This window comes from Phenylobacterium sp. (assembly GCF_035539035.1).
Taxonomy (GTDB): Bacteria; Pseudomonadota; Alphaproteobacteria; order Caulobacterales; family Caulobacteraceae; genus Phenylobacterium.
Map to the genome: position 1 here is coordinate 1,079,872 of NZ_DATLJI010000016.1, position 19,811 is coordinate 1,099,682.

At 72.0% G+C, this 19,811-nt stretch carries 17 protein-coding genes; 9 read left to right on the forward strand and 8 right to left on the reverse strand.

Annotated elements, in window-relative coordinates:
* Positions 1–3: 3 nt before the first annotated feature.
* From arsC to VM685_RS19250, 4 genes are all read left to right on the forward strand, one after another.
* Positions 4–354, forward strand: a complete 351-nt coding sequence (arsC, locus tag VM685_RS19235; protein ID WP_325461789.1) for an arsenate reductase (glutaredoxin) — start codon at positions 4–6, stop codon at positions 352–354.
* Positions 355–484: 130 nt separating this feature from the next.
* On the forward strand, positions 485–1,837 hold the full coding sequence (locus tag VM685_RS19240; RefSeq protein WP_325461790.1) for a M23 family metallopeptidase: 1,353 nt from the start codon (positions 485–487) through the stop codon (positions 1,835–1,837).
* 66 nt (positions 1,838–1,903) lie between these two features.
* Positions 1,904–2,710, forward strand: a complete 807-nt coding sequence (locus VM685_RS19245; RefSeq protein ID WP_325461791.1) for a methyltransferase — start codon at positions 1,904–1,906, stop codon at positions 2,708–2,710.
* A 44-nt stretch (positions 2,711–2,754) separates the two neighbouring features.
* Positions 2,755–3,114, forward strand: a complete 360-nt coding sequence (locus tag VM685_RS19250; protein ID WP_325461792.1) for a cytochrome c — start codon at positions 2,755–2,757, stop codon at positions 3,112–3,114.
* A 7-nt stretch (positions 3,115–3,121) separates the two neighbouring features.
* On the opposite strand, the gene VM685_RS19255 is transcribed toward VM685_RS19250, so the two are convergent.
* Complete coding sequence (locus VM685_RS19255) at positions 3,122–3,667, reverse strand: hypothetical protein (RefSeq protein ID WP_325461793.1); 546 nt, start codon at positions 3,665–3,667, stop codon at positions 3,122–3,124.
* A gap of 113 nt (positions 3,668–3,780) precedes the next feature.
* Positions 3,781–4,866, reverse strand: coding sequence for a Zn-dependent alcohol dehydrogenase (locus VM685_RS19260; protein ID WP_325461794.1), 1,086 nt, complete (start codon positions 4,864–4,866; stop codon positions 3,781–3,783).
* Positions 4,867–5,027: 161 nt separating this feature from the next.
* Here VM685_RS19260 and chrA point away from each other — a divergent pair, with 161 nt between their 5' ends.
* A complete protein-coding gene (gene chrA, locus VM685_RS19265; RefSeq protein ID WP_325461795.1) occupies positions 5,028–6,230 on the forward strand; it encodes a chromate efflux transporter in 1,203 nt (400 codons plus the stop codon).
* Between the two features lie 4 nt (positions 6,231–6,234).
* On the opposite strand, the gene VM685_RS19270 is transcribed toward chrA, so the two are convergent.
* The 4 genes from VM685_RS19270 to ubiG all read right to left on the reverse strand — a co-directional run bounded on the left by VM685_RS19270 (position 6,235) and on the right by ubiG (position 10,534).
* Entirely contained in the window at positions 6,235–7,188 is a 954-nt protein-coding gene (locus VM685_RS19270) for an alpha/beta hydrolase (protein ID WP_325461796.1), read from the reverse strand.
* 79 nt (positions 7,189–7,267) lie between these two features.
* Positions 7,268–8,884, reverse strand: a complete 1,617-nt coding sequence (locus VM685_RS19275) for a long-chain fatty acid--CoA ligase (RefSeq protein WP_325461797.1) — start codon at positions 8,882–8,884, stop codon at positions 7,268–7,270.
* A 34-nt stretch (positions 8,885–8,918) separates the two neighbouring features.
* On the reverse strand, positions 8,919–9,722 hold the full coding sequence (locus VM685_RS19280; protein ID WP_325461798.1) for an FkbM family methyltransferase: 804 nt from the start codon (positions 9,720–9,722) through the stop codon (positions 8,919–8,921).
* A 53-nt stretch (positions 9,723–9,775) separates the two neighbouring features.
* Positions 9,776–10,534 (reverse strand): bifunctional 2-polyprenyl-6-hydroxyphenol methylase/3-demethylubiquinol 3-O-methyltransferase UbiG, encoded by a 759-nt coding sequence (gene ubiG / locus VM685_RS19285; protein ID WP_325461799.1) that lies wholly within the window; start codon positions 10,532–10,534, stop codon positions 9,776–9,778.
* A gap of 109 nt (positions 10,535–10,643) precedes the next feature.
* On the opposite strand from ubiG, the gene VM685_RS19290 reads away from it, so the two are divergent.
* Complete coding sequence (locus tag VM685_RS19290) at positions 10,644–11,894, forward strand: aspartate kinase (protein WP_325461800.1); 1,251 nt, start codon at positions 10,644–10,646, stop codon at positions 11,892–11,894.
* Here VM685_RS19290 and VM685_RS19295 read toward each other — a convergent pair.
* Both VM685_RS19295 and VM685_RS19300 read right to left on the reverse strand, forming a co-directional pair.
* Complete coding sequence (locus VM685_RS19295) at positions 11,891–13,291, reverse strand: MFS transporter (protein ID WP_325461801.1); 1,401 nt, start codon at positions 13,289–13,291, stop codon at positions 11,891–11,893. The two genes, VM685_RS19290 and VM685_RS19295, sit on opposite strands and share 4 nt — an antisense overlap.
* A 157-nt stretch (positions 13,292–13,448) precedes the next feature.
* Entirely contained in the window at positions 13,449–15,179 is a 1,731-nt protein-coding gene (locus VM685_RS19300; protein WP_325461802.1) for an alpha/beta hydrolase, read from the reverse strand.
* 86 nt (positions 15,180–15,265) lie between these two features.
* Here VM685_RS19300 and VM685_RS19305 point away from each other — a divergent pair, with 86 nt between their 5' ends.
* The 3 genes from VM685_RS19305 (at position 15,266) to VM685_RS19315 (ending at position 19,809) form a co-directional block, all read left to right on the forward strand.
* Positions 15,266–16,228 (forward strand): NAD-dependent epimerase/dehydratase family protein, encoded by a 963-nt coding sequence (locus tag VM685_RS19305; protein WP_325461803.1) that lies wholly within the window; start codon positions 15,266–15,268, stop codon positions 16,226–16,228.
* Positions 16,229–16,401: 173 nt separating this feature from the next.
* The gene (ptsP, locus tag VM685_RS19310; RefSeq protein ID WP_325461804.1) at positions 16,402–18,666 is read left to right on the forward strand and encodes a phosphoenolpyruvate--protein phosphotransferase; all 2,265 of its coding nucleotides are present in this window, start codon (positions 16,402–16,404) and stop codon (positions 18,664–18,666) included.
* 195 nt (positions 18,667–18,861) lie between these two features.
* Entirely contained in the window at positions 18,862–19,809 is a 948-nt protein-coding gene (locus VM685_RS19315) for a helix-turn-helix domain-containing protein (RefSeq protein WP_325461805.1), read from the forward strand.
* Positions 19,810–19,811 lie beyond the last annotated feature (2 nt).

The window sequence follows — 19,811 nt, forward strand, 5'->3', positions numbered from 1 at the left end:
CCCATGAGCGACGTCGTGATCTACCACAACCCCGCCTGCGGGACTTCGCGCAACACCCTGGCCCTCCTGCGGGAGAAGGGGATCGAACCCACCGTGGTCGAGTACCTCAAGGAGGGCTGGACCCGCGACCAGCTGCAGGCGCTCCTGAAGAAGATGGACGCCTCGGCGCACGACATCCTGCGGGTGAACGGCACCAAGGCCGACGAGCTCGGCCTCACCGATCCGGTGGCGTCGGACGACGCCCTGATCGCGGCCATGATCGTCGATCCGATCCTGGTGAATCGGCCTATCGTGGTGACCCCGAAGGGTGCGGCCCTGTGCCGGCCCGCGGAGCTCGTCCTGGGACTGCTTTAGACACCGTGACAAAAGGACCGGGGGCGGCGGCCGCCAAACTCGGCCATCTTCCGACCGCCTGGGGAGGCGGCGGATAATCGGCTAGTTCGTGGCGATGCCTTAACCATGCATCGCCTAGTACGGGGGCGTGATGCAGGAATTCGACCCGCGACAGACCAATTTCCGGGTGGCGCCGCGCGTGCTCGCCGGGACCGCGGCCGTGCTGGGCCTGTTCGTGGCCTGGAAGGTCACCCAGGGGCCCCAGGGGCCCGACGCCCCGCCGCCGCTCAGCCCCGCCGCCATCGCGGCCCTGCAGCACACCGCCTTCACCCACGCCGAGGCCCAGCCCGGCTTCGACCGTCCTGAAAGCGTCGAGGTCAAGGTCCGCCGCGGCGAGACCCTGGAAGGCGCCGTGGAGCGCGCCGGGGTGGCTCCCGAGGAGGCCCGCCAGGCCGTCCAGGTCCTCGCCCAGTCGATCGACACCACCCGCATCCGCGCCGGCCTCGCGTTCGAGGCGGCCATCGCCCGGCCCCGGGCCGACCGCGGCCACGCCCGGCTGATCGGCCTGTCCATGCGGACCGGCCCCGCCAGCACCCTGACGCTCTCGCGCACCTTCGACGGCGCCATGCGCCTGCGCGAACTCGACGAGCAGATCCGCGCCGAGACCACCGTCGCCGACGGCGAGATCCACGGCTCGCTCTACGAGAGCGCCGCCAAGCTGGGCGCCACGCCCGCGATCACCGCCCAGGTGGTCAAGCTGTTCGCCCACAAGCTCGACTTCCAGCGCGACCTGAAGGCCGGCGACGACTTCAAGCTGGTGTTCGGCCGGCAGGTCACCGAGAGCGGCCGCACCATCGAGACCGGCGAGCTGGAGTTCGCCGAGGTCAAGGGCGTCAAGTTCTACCGCTTCGAGCGCGGCGACGGCGACGCCGAGTACTTCGACGAGTCCGGCAAGAACATCCGCGGCTTCCTGCTGCGCACCCCGGTGGACGGCGCGCGGATGACCTCCCGCTTCGGCCTGCGCCGCCACCCGGTGCTGGGCTACGCCCGCGCCCACCAGGGCGTCGACTTCGGCGCCGGCCACGGCACGCCGATCCTGGCCGCCGGCGACGGCGTGGTCACCAAGGCCAGCCGCTGGGGCGGCTACGGCAACTGGCTGCAGATCAAGCACTCCGGCGGGTGGTCCACAGGCTACGCCCACGTCTCCCGCTACGCCAAGGGCATCCGGCCCGGCATGCGCGTCCGGCAGGGCCAGGTCGTGGCCTATGTGGGCTCCACCGGCATGTCCACGGGCCCGCACCTTCACTACGAAGTCTGGCTGAACGGCAAGCGGGTGAACCCCGTCGGCGCCAAGGTGCCCCAGGGCACGGTGCTGGCCGGCGCGGACCTGGCCCGCTTCAAGGCCAACAAGGCCCGCATCGACCGCCTGCTGGCCGGCGAGACCGAGACCCGCCAGCTGGCCCAGGCCGACACCACCGCCGTCCAGTCGCAGCTGCGCCGCTGACGCCCGAGCTTGCCGCGCCGTCCGCCGGCGCGCCATAAGCTGGGCGGAGTGGCGTAGGAGCAGGGCATGGCCGGGCCAATCACCGAGCGGATCAGCGAGTTGCTGCGCGACGGCGTCAGCCGCCTGCCGCCACAGCCCGGCATCGACGACCTGAATTCCGTCCTGCGCCTGCTGGCCCGCTGGCGCTCCCAGCTGATCGCCAACACCTATGTCCGCCACCACGGCGCGAAGGTGCTGCAGGGGCCGTTCGCCGGCTTCGAATACGTCACCATGCAGACGGAGGGGGCGCTGATCCCCCGGCTGCTCGGCACCTACGAGTGCGAGCTGCATCCGCACTTCCAGGCCTTCGCCGACGAGGGGGTGGAGTGCGTCATCGATGTGGGCTGCGCCGAGGGCTACTACGCCGTGGGCCTGGCGCGGCTGATGCCCAAGGCCACGGTCTACGCCTACGACATCGAGGCCCGCGCGCGGGAGGCCTGCGCGCTGCACGCCGAGGCCAACGGCGTGAAGGACCGGGTGGTCGTCGGCGGTGAGTTCACGCCGCAGGACTTCCAGGCCTTCGAGGGCCGCCGCGTCCTGGTGCTGGTGGACTGCGAGGGCGCCGAGGACGACATCCTGAAGCCGGATCTCGGGCCCGCGCTGGCCGGCATGAACGTGATCGTCGAGACGCACGACTGCTTCCGCCCGGGCGTGAAGGCCCGGCTGATCGAGCGGTTCAGCCCCACCCACGACATCACCGTCGTCGACCTCGGGCCCAAGACCATGCCCCTGCCGGCCTGGCTCCAGGAGTTTCCCCACCTCGACCAGCTGCTGGCGGTCTGGGAGTGGCGCTCGGCGCCGACGCCGTGGCTGGTGATGCGTCCCAGGGGTTGATCGCGGTCAAGGCGGCGGGCTCCGGTCCGGCGCCTCATGGCGCCATGCGCCGCCTCCCGCTCCTGCTCCTCGCCACCCTCGCCCTGCCCACCGCGGCCCTCGCCGCCGAGCGGGACGCCTCCGCCGAGCGCGGCAAGGCGCTCGTCCAGCGCCACTGCGCCGGCTGCCATGCGGTGGCCGCCACCGGCCGCAGCCGCAACGCCGCCGCCCCGCCGTTCCGCGAGCTGCACAAGCGCTATCCGGTGGAGAACCTGGCCGAGGCCCTCGCCGAGGGGATCATCGTCGGCCACCCGGCCATGCCCGAGCTGCGCTTCGGGCCGACCGACGTCAACGCCATCATCCGCTACCTCAAGTCCGTGCAGACGAGCCAGGCCGCCGGCCTGCCGCACCCCGAAGCGGAATAGGCGGGGCTCAGGCCCGCGCGGCCTTGGCGGGGGCGCTGGGCTCGGCCGCCTTCTTCGCCGCCACAGGCGCGGCGTCGGGATCGCCGCGGTAGAAGATCGGCACAGCGAAGGTCCACACCAGCACCAGAAGGGTGGCCGGCAGCGGATCCCAGATGCCCATCACCAGGTGGAAGACGTCCCCGAAGGAATAGACCCAGATCAGGTAGGAGACCGCCGCGATCAGCACGGCCGACCACTGCGGGCGATCGTTCTGCTTGGTGGCCCAGGCGCGGACGGCCAGCAGGGCGAAGAAGCAGATGGCGGTCCAGCCGACCCAGGCCACGTCCTCGTTCGGCCCCAGCACCGGCGGGTCCTGCGACGGCGCGCCGACGGCCGGGGTGTGGAAGTCGATGTAGCGGGTCTGGATGGCGGCCTTGCCGCCCAGGTAGAGGCCGATGATCTCGGTGGGGATCAGCTTGACCAGCCGCTCGATGTACTCACTGGGCGGCCGGGGCTCGCCGCCCGCCGCCGCCTGGCCGGGCGACGCCCGGCGTATCCGCAATGCTCCGCTCATAGCTGGCCCCCGCCACGGTCCGTGCGACTCTGGCACACGCAACCTTAGCGAGAGGCTAACTTGGCCGTGGCGGTGGCACAACGATCATCGTTATGCCACCGCGCAGGGAGGCATCAGGCGTCGAAGACGATGACCGAGCGGGCGATCGAGCCGGTCTTCATCTCGTCGAACGCCTCGTTGACCTGCTCCAGCTTAAGCCGGCGGGAGATCATCTCGTCGAGCTTCAGCTTGCCGGCCATGTACATGTCGCACAGCCGGGGCATGTCGACCGGGAAGCGGTTGGAGCCCATCAGCGAGCCCTGGATGCGCTTCTCGCCCAGGAAGGCCGCGCCCATCAGGCTGATCGACTGCCCCACCGGGATCATGCCGATGATGTTCGCCGTGCCGCCCCGGCGCAGCATGTTGAACGACTGCTCGGCGGTCTTGGTCATGCCCAGCGCCTCGAAGGAGTGCTGCACGCCGCCCTTGGTCAGCTCGATCACCGCCTTCACGGGATCGACTTCCGAGGCGTTGACGAAGTCGGTGGCGCCGAACGCGCGGGCGAAGTTCTCCTTACCGGCCACCACGTCGATGGCGATGATCCGGCCTGCGCCGGCGATCGCCGCCCCGTTGATCGCCGAGAGGCCCACGCCGCCGCAGCCGATCACCGCCACGGTGTCGCCGGGCCGCACGTTGGAGGTGTGCATCACCGCGCCCACGCCGGTCATCACCGAGCAGCCGATCAGGGCGGCGCGGTCCAGCGGCATGTCCTTGCGCACGGCTACGCAGGCGTGCTCGTGGATCAGCATCTGCTCGGCGAAGGACGACAGGTTCAGGTACTGCATCATCGGACCGTTGGCCGCCGACAGGCGCGGCTCGTCGTCCTGGTCGCGCTTGGTCTCGGGGCTGACGCACAGGCTCATGTGGCCGGTCAGGCAGTGCTCGCAGTGGCCGCAGAAGGCCGACAGGCAGGTGATCACATGGTCGCCCGGCTTCACGGTGCGCACCTCGGAGCCCACCGCCTCGACCACGCCGGCGCTCTCGTGGCCCAGCACGGCCGGCAGGGGGTGCGGGTAGGAGCCTTCGATGAAGTGCAGGTCGGAGTGGCAGACCCCGGCCGCGGCCGTGCGGATCAGCACCTCGTGCGGGCCCGGCTTGTTGATCTGGACGTCTTCGATCTGGAGCGGCTTGCGGACTTCACGCAGAACGGCGGCCTTCATGGCGGATCTCCCCTTCCCGTTGGGCCCGCTCTCGTCGCGGACCGGTCGGGATGAGCCTTATCGCCGTTCAGATGCGGCGGCCAAGGGCTTTTCCGAAAACGCCTCGACAGCGCAGCGTCCGCCCCGCATGACAGGGGACGTCGATGGCCGCCCCGGATTTGATGGACGAGACGCAGCCCCAGCGCGCGCCCCTGTGGGAGGTGTTCCTCGCCTTCCTTCACCAGGGCCTGACCGCCTTCGGCGGCCCGGTGGCGCACATCGGCTACTTCCGGAAGGAGTTCGTCGAGCGCCGTGGCTGGGTGTCGGAAGCGGTGTTCGCCGATCTCCTGGCGCTCTGCCAGTTCCTGCCGGGCCCCGCCTCGAGCCAGCTCGGCATGGCCATCGGGCTCAGGCGCGCGGGCCTGGCCGGCGCGCTCGCGGCCTGGGTCGGTTTCACCCTGCCCGCGGCCACGGCGATGATCCTGCTGGCCTACGCCACGCCGGTGCTGAACTCGGCCTGGGGCCAGGGCTGGCTGCACGGGCTGAAGATCGCCGCCGCCGCCGTCGTGCTGCAGGCCGTCGTGGCCATGGCCCGCAGCCTCGCGGTGGGCCCGATCCGCGCCGGCATGGCCATCGGGGCGACCGGCGGGCTGATCCTGGCCCAGGGGCCGGTGGCGCAGATCTGCGCCCTGATCGCCGGCGCGGCCTTCGGCGCCGCCTTCCTGAAGGAGCCGCCGCCCGAGGCGCCCGAGGCTGCGTCGGCGAACTCCATCAGCCTGCGCGGCGCGGCCGCCGCCATCGCCGTCTTCGCCTTCCTGCTGGCCGGCCTGCCCTTCCTCGCCCAGCTGCTGCAGAGCCCGACCCTGGGGCTGGCCAGCATCTTCTACCGCACCGGCACCCTGGTGTTCGGCGGCGGCCACGTGGTGCTGCCGCTGCTCGAGGGCGAGGTCGTCGGCCGCGGCTGGCTGGACGCCGACACCTTCCTGGCCGGCTACGGCGCGGTGCAGGCCCTGCCCGGACCGCTGTTCAGCTTCGCGGGGTTCGTGGGCGCGGCCCAGGGCGTGGCGCCGGGGGGCTGGGCCGGCGGCCTGGTGGCCATCGTGGCCATCTTCCTGCCGAGCTTCCTGCTGGTCCTGGGCGTCCTGCCGTTCTGGGACGACCTGCGGCGGCGTCCCGGGGCACGCGGCGCGCTCGCCGGCGTCAACGCCGTGGTGGTGGGGCTGCTCGCCGCCGCGCTCTGGGATCCGGTCCTCACCAGCGCCGTGAGCCGGTCGGGCGACTGGGCGCTGGTCGCCGCGGCCTTCGTCTTCCTTACGGTCGCCAGGCTGCCGCCCTGGCTGGTCGTCGTGGGCTTCGCCGCGGCGACCGGACTGTGGCCGCGGTAGGCGCCTAGGCCGCCTGCTGCCGGGCCGTGGCGCCCGGGGCGATGGCGCCGAACGCCGCCGCCGGCCGCGGGAAGCGGATCTGCGGCAGCTTCGGCAGGCGGAAGGTCCAGGCCGCCTTCTTCTGCGGAATGCAGCTTTCCAGCGCCGCGAGCAGCTGCTCGGCCGGTCCGTCGTTCAGGAAGTGGTTGGCGCCCTGCGTCCGCACGAAGTTGATCGGCCGCCGGGTCCTGACCTCGCGCGCCATCCGCTCGGCGACCTCGATCGGCGCGAAGTCGTCCTTGTCGCCGTGGATCATGTGGATCGGCATGTGCAGCCGCTCCAGGGCGCGCTTGGCGTGGACCAGCTGCGGCCGCTGGCCCGAGGCCTCCATGACCGCGTGGCGCAGGTCCTTGGGGATCACCTTCAGCGCCTTGGCGCCGGTGTCGAGCAGCCAGCGGGCCGTCGGGCCCGTCTCGCCGAAGAAGCCGGAGAGCAGCACCAGGGCCGACACCCGGTTCGGATTGGCCTCGGCCATCAGGCTGGCGATCGCCGCCCCGTAGCTCTGGCCCACCAGGAGGACCTTCTGGCCGGGCGCGGCGTGCAGCAGCGGCGCCAGCGCCTCCGCCTGGGTGCGGATGTCGGTGACGGCGTGGGCCGGCTCGGAGGCCGCATAGCCCGGCCGGTCGACGACGATCATCTCGCGGTCCTGCGGCAGCTCGGCCATGGTCTCGGCCCAGTACTCGGCCCAGGACGGCGCGCCGGTGATGACCACGACGCGCCAGGGCGCCGGCTCCTCGCGGGGGGTCTCGAGCGCCGAGATCTTCCAGCCGTGGCCGCCGCCCGCGTAGAAGCTGGTGCGCCGGATGACACTATCCGGATAGTCGGCCGACGTCGGCGCGTGCTCCGTGCGGCCGGTGGCGGCGCACTCGATACACGCCCACCCCATGGCGAGCACACCCTTCGGCCGTTTGCGCGGCACGTTCGCAATCTCCTCAGGTCACCATTGTCACCTGAGGTCGCAAACGCGCGTTTCAAGGCTTGGTTCTGGCGGCTGCGGCCTAAACCGCAGCTTCTGCCGCCGGTGTGGCCAGGGTGTCGCGCAGCTCCCGCTTCAGCACCTTGCCCGTGGGCCCGATGGGCAGGGCCTCGACGATGCGGACCTCGTCCGGGACCCACCACTTCGCCACCCGTTCGGCCACGTGGGCCTTCAACACCTCGGGATCGACCCATGCCCCGGCGCGCAGGGTGACCAGCAGCAGCGGCCGCTCGTCCCACTTCGGGTGCGGCACGCCCACCGCCGCGGCCATGGCGACCGCCGGGTGCGAGCAGACGGCGTCCTCCAGGTCGAGGGTGGAGATCCACTCGCCGCCGGACTTGATCACGTCCTTGGCCCGGTCGGTCAGCCTGAGGAAGCCGTCGGCGTCGATCGTGGCGATGTCGCCGGTGTCGAACCAGCCGTCGGCCGTGAACGCGCCCGCGCCGTCGTGCTTGAAATAGGCCGAGGAGACCCAGGGCCCGCGCACCTGCAGCCGGCCGGGGCTCCTGCCGTCCCGCGGCAGCAGGCTCCCGTCCTCCCCGACGATGCGCAGGTCCACGCCCCACAGCCCGCGGCCCTGTTTCAGTTTCTGCGCGGGCTCCGCCGCCTGGCCGGGCAGCGGGGTGTTGATCACGCCCAGCGGGCTCGTCTCGGTCATCCCCCAGATCTGCCGCACCTCGCCGCCCAGCCTGTGCTCGATCCGCTCGATCAGCGCCTGGGTCGGCGCCGAGCCGCCGATGGCGATGGTCTTCACGGACGTCAGCGTCCGCCCCTGGGCCTCCAGGTGCTCGGCGACGCCGACCCAGATGGTCGGCACGCCCAGCAGGAAGGTGACCCCCTCCGCCTCGATCAGTTCCGACACCGCCGGCCCGTCCAGCTGCCGGCCGGGCAGCACCAGCGTGGCGCCCACCAGAGGGGCCGCGTAGGGCGTGCACCAGGCGTTGGCGTGGTACATCTGGGCGCAGGGCAGGACGACGTCGCGGGCCGAGAGGTTGAAGGCGTCGGGCGCCACCAGCGCCATGGCGTGCAGCACCGTGGAGCGGTGGCCGTAGAGCACGCCCTTCGGATTGCCCGTGGTGCCCGAGGTGTAGCAGAGGCCCGAGGCGCTACGCTCGTCCAGCTCAGGCCAGTCGAACTCTGGCGCATGGGCGGCGATCAGCTCCTCGTAGACCAGGGCCGTGTCCGGCGCGTCGGCCGGCAGGTGCGCCCGGTCGGTCATCGCCACCAGGGTCTTCACCGTCGGCATGCGGGCGGCGAGTTCGGCCACCTGGCCCGCGAAGGTGATGTCGAAGAACAGGACGCTGTCCTCGGCGTGGTTGGCGACCCAGGCGATCTGGTCGTCGTGCAGGCGCGGGTTGATGGTGTGCAGCACCGCCCCGATGCCGGTCACCGCGAAGTAGAGCTCGAAGTGCCGGTGGGTCGACCAGGCCAGCGTCGCCACCCGGTCGCCGGGCTTCACGCCCAGGGCCAGCAGCGCGTTCGCCATCCGCTTGGTGCGCGCCAGGGCGTCGGCGTAGCCATAGCGGTGGATCGGCCCCTCGACCCTGCGCGTCACCACCTCGCGGTCGGGATGGTAGAGCGCCGCGTACTCCAGGATCGTGGGCAGCGTCAGCGCCCGGTCCATCATCAGCGCCCGCATGGCGCGTCCTCCCTGAACGTCGTCGGGGAAAAGGCTAGGCCGCCATCCGGGCCTTGAACACCCCGTCGGGCAGGCGCGCGGCGCGGGCGGGATGGATGAAGAAGTAGTCCTTCCAGGGCAGGTCCGGGACCACCGTGTCCCGCTCCTCGAGCCGCCCTCCGTCGAGGGCGAACATCCGGTAGCCGCGGCTGCGGAACAGCTCCACCACCGCCTCCGCCGTGCCGCCGAAGCGGGCGGCGAGCATGGTCGGGTGGATCTCGATCAGCACGTGCGGCCGGTCGCGGTCGAGGATGCCCTTGGCGCCCTCCAGGGCCCGCAGCTCGGCGCCCTCGATGTCCATCCGGATGAAGTCGACGCGGCCGATGCCGTTCTGCGCGCAGTACTCGTCGAGGGTGACCACCGGCGTCGGCTGCAGGTCGGCGCCCTTGTCCTGCAGGTCGGGCCGCGCGGCGCCCTCCGGCGCCTGCTCGGCGACGAAGGCGTAGGCCCGGCCCATGCGGCCGGACATCTTCTTCGGCGTGACGAGCAGCAGCTCGCCCGGCTTGTCGGCCACGGCGGCGTGGACCGGCGTCACCTGGCGGGCGATGCCGTGCCAGGCCATGCAGGTCTTCAGCACCTGGAAGGTGAAGGCCGAGGGCTCGAAGGCGTGGATCCGGGCGTCCGGGGCCACCTGGGTCATGACGTAGGTGTGCCGCCCATCGCTGGCGCCCACGTGCAGGCAGACCGGCGCGCCGGACAGGAGGTCGGCCAGGTACGGCGTCTCGGGCTCGTGCTTCGCCCACCTCAGGTTCCGCCGCCAGGCCCGGAAGGCGTGACCCAGCACGCGTAGCGAAGCCATTGAAGACCCTCTTCGGCGCCCCCGCGCCCCAAAGCCGGTATCGGCCACCCTTCTTAAGCGGGGTCGCGCACCACCGTCATCATGTAGTTCACGTCGGTGTCCGTGGACTGCGACCACCGGCCGCTGAGCGGGTCGAAGGCCACGCCGTAGGGACCGTCCACCTGCACCGGCTCGCCCGCGAGGAAATCGCGGATCTCCTCCGGCTTCAGGAACTTCTTCCAGTCGTGGGTCCCGGCCGGCAACCACCGAAGCACGTACTCCGCCCCTACCTTTGCGAGCGCGAAGGCCTTCAGGGTGCGGTTGAGGGTGGCGACGATCATCAGCCCGCCGGGCTTCAGCAGCCGCGCGCAGCTGCGCAGGTACTCGCCCGGATCGGCCACGTGCTCGATCACCTCCATGTTGAGGATCACGTCGAACGGCGGCTCGCCGGCCTCCAGCAGGGCCTCGGCGGTGGAGCAGCGGTAGTCGATGTCCAGGCCCTGCTCGGCGGCGTGGGCCGAGGCGGTGCCGATGTTGCGCGCCGAGGCGTCGACGCCGGTCACCTCGAACCCCAGCCGGCGCATGGGCTCCGACAGGAGGCCGCCGCCGCAGCCGATGTCCAGCAGGCGCAGGCCTGTGAAGGGCTGCCGCTCGGCCCCGTCCCGGCCGAACCGGTAGAGGGCGTGGTCGCGGATGAAGGCCAGCCGGACGGGATTGAACTTGTGCAGGGGCGCGAACTTGCCCCTCGGGTCCCACCATTCGGCGGCGATGCGCGAGAACCGCTCGACCTCGGCAGGATCGATGCTCGAACGGACGGAGGCGGAGGAAGTCATGCCCCGTCATACCCTTGCGCGGCCTCCACATGAAGCGTTTGTGCCCGTTGCGGACCCCTTATCGCGCCGCTAGAAGGGCCCGCTCTTTGCTGAGGGGGTTCGGCGCGGCGTGTCCCGGCTGGTGATGAAATTCGGCGGCACCTCGGTGGCCGACCTGGAGCGCATCCGCCGCGTGGCGAGGCTCGTGAACGCCGAGGTGGAGGCGGGCCACAAGGTGGCCGTCGTCGTCTCCGCCATGGCCGGCAAGACCAACGAGCTGGTCGCCTGGACCGACGGCGCGGGCTCCGCCGCCCAGGGCCTCCCCGCCTCCGACGACGAATACGACGTGGTGGTCGCTTCCGGCGAGCAGGTCACCGCCGGCCTCCTGGCCATGACGCTCCGCAACATGGGCGTGGCGGCCCGCTCCTGGCTCGGTTGGCAGATCCCGATCATCGCCGACGACGCGCACGGCCGCGCGCGCATCGACGACATCCCGCCCGAGAAGCTGGCGGCGGCCATGGACGGCGGCGAGGTGGCCGTGGTCGCCGGCTTCCAGGGCGTCACCCGCGACGGGCGCATCGCCACGCTTGGCCGCGGCGGCTCCGACACCAGCGCGGTGGCCATCGCCGCGGCGCTGAAGGCGATCCGTTGCGACATCTACACCGACGTCGACGGCGTCTACACCACCGACCCGCGCATCGAGGCCAAGGCCCGGCGGCTCTCCAAGATCTCCTACGAGGAGATGCTGGAGATGGCCTCGCTGGGCGCCAAGGTCCTGCAGACCCGTTCGGTCGAGCTGGCCATGTCCCAGAACGTGCCGGTGCGGGTGCTTTCAAGTTTCGTCGAGCCGGGCGAAGCCCCCGGACAGGGCACCATCGTCTGCGACGAGGAGGAGATCGTGGAAAAGCGGATCGTGAGCGGGGTGGCCTACAGCCGCGACGAGGCGAAGATCAGCCTCTTCGGCCTGCCCGACCATCCCGGCGTCTCCTCGGAGATCTTTGGGGCCCTGGCCGACGCCAACGTCAACGTCGACATGATCGTCCAGAGCCACGCCCGCACGGCGGACACGGCCAACATGGAGTTCACCGTCGGCAAGCGCGACGCCCAGCGGGCCGTCGAGATCGTCCGCGCCGCCCAGCCGAAGATCGGCTTCGACGACGTGCAGGTGAACGAGGACGTGGCCAAGGTCTCGGTGATCGGGGTCGGCATGCGCAGCCACGCCGGGGTCGCCAAATCGATGTTCAAGGCGCTGGCCGACAAGGGCGTGAACATCCAGGTGATCTCCACCTCCGAGATCAAGATCAGCGTGCTGATCGACGCCGCCTACACCGAGCTGGCGGTGCGCGCCCTGCACGCCGCCTACGGGCTGGACCAGCTCTAGGCCCGCTCCGCCCCGCCGGTCAGCCGCCAGGACGCCCAGGCGCCCACCAGCGCCAGCGGGATCACCGCGGCGAACACCCAGACCGAGGCCCCGCGCGCGCTCTCGGCGGTGAGGCCGTGGTGGAAGCCGGCCAGGTTGGCCGCCGCCCCGGAGATCGCCGCGCCGGCCGCGGCCCCGGTCTGGCGCACGGCCGTGATCGCCGAGGAGCCGATGGCCCGGTCGTCCTCCGACAGCGCCGCCATCACCCGCCGGCCCATGAAGCTCCAGGAGAAGCCGAAGGCCGCCCCCATCAGCGCGCCGCCGACCAGCACCCAGGCGAGCGGCCCGTCGGCCATCCCCCAGGTGAGGATCAGGAGGCTCACCACCAGGCAGACGGCGCCGATCCGCACCCAGCGCCCGTCCCACGCGCCGCTGACGTGAGCGACCGCCAGCGCCGTGACGGTCCAGGCGAGGGACTCCACGCCGATCACATAGCCCGCCCAGAGCGGCGACATGCCCCTGAGCTCCTGGAAGATCGGCGGCCCGTAGATGGCGAAGCCCATCGACGCCGCGGTCAGCCAGAACATCGCCTGGTAGCCTGAGCCCACCACCGTGCCGAGGTCGCCCGCCCGGTGCGGCAGGAGGCGCACCTTCGAGCGGTGGTCGATCCAGAACACCAGGCCCAGCACCACCAGGCCCGCGGCGATCAGCGCCATGGAGAGGCCGGGCCTCGGCAGGACGTCGGCCACGGCGATGGCGCCCACGCCCACGGCCAGCACGCCCAGCTGCAGCCAGGGCACGCCGGGCCCGCCCGCGCCCTTGGACGTGCCGCTCAGCAGGAAGGGGGCGGCCAGGCTGAAGCCCGCCGCCTGCAGGGCGAACAGCCAGAAGACGTTGCGCCAGTCGCCGGTCTCGGCAAACACCCCGCCGACCAGCGGCCCCAGCAGGGTGGCGATCCCCCAGACGCCGGAGACGCTGGCGAACACCCGCGCCAGGTGCCGCTCGGGGAACATGAGCGCGATGGCGACCATGGCGAAACCGGAGATCCAGCCGGAGCCCAGCCCCTGGACCAGCCGGCCCATGAGGAAGGTGCCCACGTCCGGCGCCAGGGCGCTCATCACGCAGCCCGCGGTCATGATCAGGCCGGCCAGGGCGGTGGCGGCGCGCAGGCCGAACAGCTCGGACAGCCGGCCGGCGCTGGCGCCAGCCAGGATCGCGCCCACCAGGAACCCGGCCGTCGCCCAGGCGAAGTACTGATAGCCGCCCAGGTCCGCGCCGACGCTCGGCATGATGGTGGCGGTGACCAGGCTGTCGGCGGCGTTCAGCCAGACGCCGAGGCAGATGATGGCGAACCGCGGCAGCCGCCCCTCGCCCAGCAGGTCGCCCCAGCCCTTCGGATTCCGGATCGCCGTGTCCATTCGCCCGTCTCGGCCTCGCCGTCGCCCACGTCAGCGGGGGCCGGCGTTTTGCAGCGCGCCGCGCCGGAAATCCAGCCACGTCCCCCGGCCGCTTCTCGCATGACGGCGCCGGCCGCGGTCTTGTGACCGCGGTCACGGCGCGCGGCGGCGCGGCGGCTCAGCGCGAGCGACTCGCTCCCGGCTGCGGCAGCTTGAAGTCCGGCGTCCAGTGCACGGCCGTGCCGGCCGTCACGTACCAGCCGATCACCAGGGCGCAGATCAGGGCGCCGGGGACGTAGGAGCTGGTGCGCCGGTAGGTCCAGGCGCCGATCGCCCCCACCAGCGCCAGCAGGGGCACGAACTGGATCGCCACGATGGTGTTCAGCGGCTCCGACGGCGTGGCCAGGAAGCCGGTGGCGAACAGGGTCACGTACTGGATCGTCACCAGCGCGAGGAACCCCAGGCTCATGGCGAGCTTGCCGGTCGTCACCTGGCTCAGGAAGCCTTCGCCGCGCACCGCCAGGTCCGCCGCCAGCCCGCGGACCGCCACCAGGAAGAACAGGGTCCAGAGGACCACATAGGGGACCAGCGTCGCCCAGTCCTCGGCCGCCAGCGTCGGCAGGCCGAGCACCCAGAAGCGGTAGTCGGTCTGGAACACCGCCTCGACGGCCACCAGCGACAGATAGCCCGCGCCCACCGTGACCAGAGCCGCGGCCACGGAGAGCAGCCAGCGGTTCACGAACACCGGCTTCCGCTTCCGGAAGCGGCCAAGGACCAGGAAGATCAGCCCGTTCACCAGCGCCCAGACCAGCAGCTGGTTCTGGATCCACTGCGGGAACAGCCGCATCGGGAAGAACACCTGCCCGAGCTTCATGGCCGGATAGAAGGTGAGCGCCGGGACCAGGGCGGTGAGCGCGAAGGCCAGCCACCAGCGCCGGTCGCGCCGCTCCACGACCGGCTCGGCCGGCCGGCTGAGGCCCGCGAACAGCGGGGTCCGCAGCAGGATCTCGAACGTCCCGAGCAGCAGCCAGGCGAAGCCGACGAACGCGATCCCCGTGCCGATCTCCTTCCAGAGCCACACCTGCTCGCCCGCCGGCGGGCCGGCCGGCTCGCCGTCGAGGGTCTGCTGGAACCAGGCCACCGCCGGCGCCACGCCGGCCCGGGAGAAGTGCTCCCACGGATGGGTGATCGGCGGGTTGTGCAGCACCCGCGCCGTGCCGTCGGCGATCGAGCCGTAGACCCGTCCCTCGACCACCGGCGCCGCTGTCCCGAACAGCGCCATCAGCCGCGCCGACCGCTCGACGTCCGAGCCCTTCGGGACCTGCCACATGAGCTGCGCGAACTCGTCGTAGCCGCCGAACACCACGGCCAGGTTGCGCGGGCGCTCCGGCGCCTTGGCGCCCAGCAGGCCCGGCGTCGAACCCTCCAGCACGATGGACCGGTAGCCGTCCGGCTGGGCCACCGCCGCCGCCAGGATCGGCCCGCCGCCCATCGAGTGGCCCTCGAGCCCGATGTTCGCCCGGTCCACGAACGGCAGGCCCTGCAGGTAGCGCAGCGCCGCGGGGCCGCCGAAGTCGTTCTCCGCCACGCCGCCCTGCGAGCGGCCGTGGCCGGTCATGTCCATGGCCAGCACCACGAAGCCCCGTCGGGCGAGCTCGATGGCGAAGGCGCTCTGCATCTCGCGGGTGTTGATGTAGCCGTGACTGGCCAGCACGGCCGGCGCGGGATCCTGCGCCGTGGCGGTCTTCGGCACGTAGAGCAGGCCGCTCTGGATCAGCCCCCCGTCGCCGGCGAACCGCACGTCGCGCACCTCCACCCGGCCGCCGTCCGTCTGCACCCGACTGGCCAGCAGGCTGCCCCCAAGGATGAGGGCGAGGCCCAGCAGGAAAAAGCCGCAGGTCCTGAGCATGGCGCGTCCCCCCGAACACGTGTTTCTTTTGGCGGCGACGATGAGCCCGCGTGGCGGAAAGCTCAAGCGGGCGGGAGGACGGGGCGATGCGGGTTATGATCTTGGGGGGCACGGGCTTCATCGGCCCGGCCGTGACGGAGCAGCTGGCCCGGCTCGGGCACGAGGTGACGGCGGTCTCTCGCCGGGGCGGATCGGGCGGCGGCGCCACCCATGCCGCGGCCGATCGTGGGGACGCGGGCAAGATCGCCGCCCTCGCCGCCGACCGCCGCGTCGAGGTGGTGATCGACCTGCTGGCCATGAGCCGCGCCGCCACCCAGCCCCTGCTCGACGCCCTGTCCGGCGTGGTCCGGCGCTACGTCCTGGCGAGCTCCGGCGACGTCTACCGCCAGTACGGCGCGCTGCACCGGCTGGAGACGACGCCCATCCGCGAGCGCCTGGACGAGGACGCGCCGCTGCGCACCCACCTGCATCCCTACCGCGGCGCCCAGCCCCGCGCGCCGGGCGATCCCGAGGCCTGGCTCGACCGCTACGACAAGGTGCCGATCGAGGCGGCCGTGCGCATGCAGGCGGGCCTGGAGCACGCCGTCGTGCGCCTGCCCATGGTCTACGGCCCGCGCGACCGGCAGCGGCGCTTCTCCTGGGCGCTCCGGCCCATGACCTCCGGCGAGCCGGTGCTCGAGCTGGACGCCGCCTGGACCGACTGGAGGACGAGCTACGGCTATGTCGACGACGTCGCCTATGGCCTGGCCCTGGCCGCGACCCATCCCGCCGCGGCCGGCCGCACCTACAACCTGGGGCCGGTCGAGGCGCTCGACCACGCCGCCTGGGCCGCCCGCTTCGCCGAGGCCACCGGCTGGGACGGCGAGGTCCGCCGCCTGCCACGCGAGGCCGCGCCCGAAGGCGTGCGCGGCGCCCTCGACGCGCTCGACCTCTCCGTGCCGATGGTGCTCGACAGCGGCCGCATCCGGGCCGAGCTGGGCTATGCGGAGCCGACGTCACCCCAGGAGGCGATCGCCCGCACCCTCGCCGACGAGATCAGGCGCGCCTGAACGCCACGGACCGGGGCATAACGCGGTCCTAACCGTCACCGCCCTAAGCTTGCCATGCTCGGGTCCCAGGCAGACGGGCCAATCGACGCAACGCCCCTCTTTCCGTCTCCGTCCGGACACGTAAAGCTGTTAGGGACGCCGCGCCGAAGGGACAGGGAGGACGACGCCGCCAGATGGCGATTCCAGGGGTAGCCATACGGGGCCAACGCAGCCTGCTGCGCCAGATCCGCGAAGCCCTCGCGGGCGGCGGCCCGGCGCAGGCGCGCCTGGACATGGTCGTGCGCATCATCGCCCGCTCCATGGTGGCCGAGGTCTGCTCGCTCTACATGCGCCGCGCTAGCGGCGAGATGGAGCTGTTCGCCACCGAGGGCCTCGACCCCAGCGCCGTCCACCTGACCCGCATGCGGCCGGGCGAAGGCCTGGTCGGCGAGATCATGAAGGCCGGCCGTCCGCTGAACCTGGCCGACGCCCCCGAGCACCCGGCCTTCTCCTACCGTCCGGAGACCGGCGAGGATCCCTACCACGCCTTCCTCGGCGTGCCCCTGCTGCGCGGCGGCCGCGCGATCGGCGTGCTGGTGGTCCAGAACCGCACCGAGCGGGTCTACACCGAGGACGAGGTCGAGGACCTTCAGATCATCGCCATGGTCCTGGCCGAGATGGTGGCCGGCGGCGAGCTGATCGCCGAGGACGAGCTCAAGGGCGTCGAGATCGCGCCCCACCGGCCCGAGCGGCTGAAGGGCGCCAAGTTCGCCGACGGCCTGGCCTATGGCGTGGCCGTCCTGCACGAGCCCCCGGTCGCCCCCTCCCAGCTGCTGTCCGACGACGTGGCGGCCGAGGAGATCCGCCTGAAGACCGCGGTCGCCGCCCTGCAGGCCCAGATCGACACCATGCTGGAGGGCCAGCACGGCCTGGTGGAGGCCTCCTACGAGGTCCTCGAGACCTACCGCATGTTCGCCCACGACCGCGGCTGGAACCGCAGCCTGGAGGACGCGGTGCGCAACGGCCTGACCGCCGAGGCCGCCGTCGAGCGCGTGCGCTCCGAGCACCGCGCCCGCCTCGGCCAGGCCCGCGACCCCTATCTGCGCGAGCGCCTGCACGACCTGGAGGACCTCAACGACCGCCTGCTGCGCCACCTCTCCGGCGACGGCCACGTCGCTCGCGAGCTGCCCGAGAACGCGGTCCTGATCGCCCGCAACCTCGGCCCGGCGGACCTGCTGGAATACGACCGCACCAAGCTGCGCGGCCTGCTGCTCGAGGAGGGCTCCGCCGCCAGCCACGCGGCGATCATCGCCCGCTCGCTCGACATTCCCTGCGTCGGCCGCCTCCCCGGCCTGCGCGACCGGGTGAGCGAGGGCGACCCGGTGATCGTCGACGCCGAGACCGGCGAGGCCTACCTGCGGCCGCGGCCCGACGTGGTGAAGGCCATCCAGGCCCGCATCGACGTGCGCCGCCAGCGCCGGGCCGAGTTCGCCAAGCTGCGCGAGACGCCCGCCTTCACCCGCGACGGGGCCAAGGTCACCCTGCTGATGAACGCGGGCCTCGACGTGGACCTCGACATCCTCGGCGAAACGGGGGCCGAGGGCATCGGCCTCTTCCGCACCGAGTTCCAGTTCATGGTCGCCGAGGAGATGCCGCGCCTCGACGCCCAGGCGGCCCTCTACGCCCGGGTGATGGACGCCGCCGGCGACCTGCCGGTGACCTTCCGCACCCTGGATCTCGGCGGCGACAAGGTGCTGCCCTACCTGGAGGCCGAGCGGGAGGACAATCCGGCGCTCGGCTGGCGGGCGATCCGCATGGGCCTCGACCGGCCGTCCCTGCTGCGCCTGCAGCTGCGCGCCCTGATCACCGCGGCCAAGGGCCGGGCGCTCAGGATCATGTTCCCGCTGGTCGCCAGCGTCGACGAGTTCCGCGCCGCCCGCGCGCTCGTGGACACCGAGATCGCCTGGGCCCTGCGCCGCGGCCGCAAGGCGCCTTCCCGCCTCGACGTGGGCGCGATGATCGAGGCGCCCTCGATCGTCTGGCACCTCGACGCCCTCCTGCCGATGACCGACTTCGTGAGCGTCGGCACCAACGACCTGATGCAGTACATGTTCGCCGCCGACCGCGGGAACCCGCGGGTCTCCGACCGCTTCGATCCGCTGTCCCCGCCGTTCCTGCGGGCCATGGAGCAGATCCAGCGCGGCTGCGCCGAGACCGGCACCCCGGTCAGCGTCTGCGGCGAGATGGCCGGCCGGCCGCTGGAGGCCTTCGCCCTCGTGGCGCTCGGCTTCGAGCGGCTGTCCATGCCGCCGGCGGGCGTGGGCCCGGTGAAGCAGATGGTGCTCTCGTGCGACCGCGAGGCAGCGCGGCGGGGGGTTTCGGCGTTGTTGAAGAGCGGAGCCGGTTCCGTGCGCAACGAAATCGAAACTCTCGCGCGCAAAATCTACCTGGCGGTCTGAGGAGAGCCCGGCCGACGTGACCGAATACCGCATTGAGCACAACCCCGACGCGTGGTACGCGAAGTTCTTCTCTAGAACTTCCGCGAGTCTTGGGTTCGAACGCCGCCGCGGTGAGCTCACCGCTGCGCATGTCCGGGGGTGAGAGTGGCCATGCCGCTCGATACTGGTCGCATTGTCGATCTTGAAGTCGAACCCGTGAACGCCGGCGACCCTGGTCTTGTCGACTCCTACGCGCCGACGCTGCAGTCCGGCGCGGATATTGGCGAGGCGCTGCGCGCCGTCCGCGAATTCAGGGGACTGTCGCTGGAGGAGCTGGCCGAGCGCACCCGGGTGCGCCGCAGCTATCTGGCGGCCATCGAGGAGCTGCGGCTCGAGCAGCTGCCCTCGCGGCCGTTCACCATCGGCTACATCCGCTCCTACGCCGAAGCGCTGGGCCTGGACCCGGAAGAGGCGGTCTACCGCTTCAAGGCCGACGAGCCGGTGCTCGACGAGCCGCTCCGCGCCCCCGTCGGCGTGCAGGAGGACCGCGATCCGCGGCTCTCCGCCCTGATCGCCGGCGGCTGCGTGATCGTCGCGGCCATCTTCATGTGGAACATCGCCCAGCGCGCCATGGTCGACGCCGCCCCGCCGCCGCCGCTGGCGCCGGAGAAGGCCGTCATCCAGGCGCTGACGGCGCAGAAGGCCGGGCCGGTGACCCTCGGCGCGCCCCTGCCGGCGCCGGTCGAGTCCACCACGCCCACGCCCTACGAGACGCCCGGCCTCGCCAAGGCGGGCGAGGACGGCATGGGCAACCTCGCCCCGCCGGCCATCCTCGGCGTCACGCCCGACGACGCCCCGCCGCCCGACACCTCCCAGCTCGCCCCGGTGTTCAAGCCGGACGGCAAGATCTACGGCGCGGCGGTCGGCCAGCCGTCCTACGTGACCCTCAAGGCGCTGAAGTCCGGCGCCCTGATCATCCGCGGCGCCGACGGGTCGGTCTACTTCGCCCGCCAGCTCGACAAGGGCGAGGCCTACCGCATTCCGGCCATCGAGGGCCTGATGGTGGACGTCTCCGAGCCGCAGGCCTTCCAGGTGTTCGCCGGCGGCCAGTCCCGTGGCTTCCTCCCCGCCGCCCTCTCCTCCGCCAGCAAGCTGGGCGGGTAAGC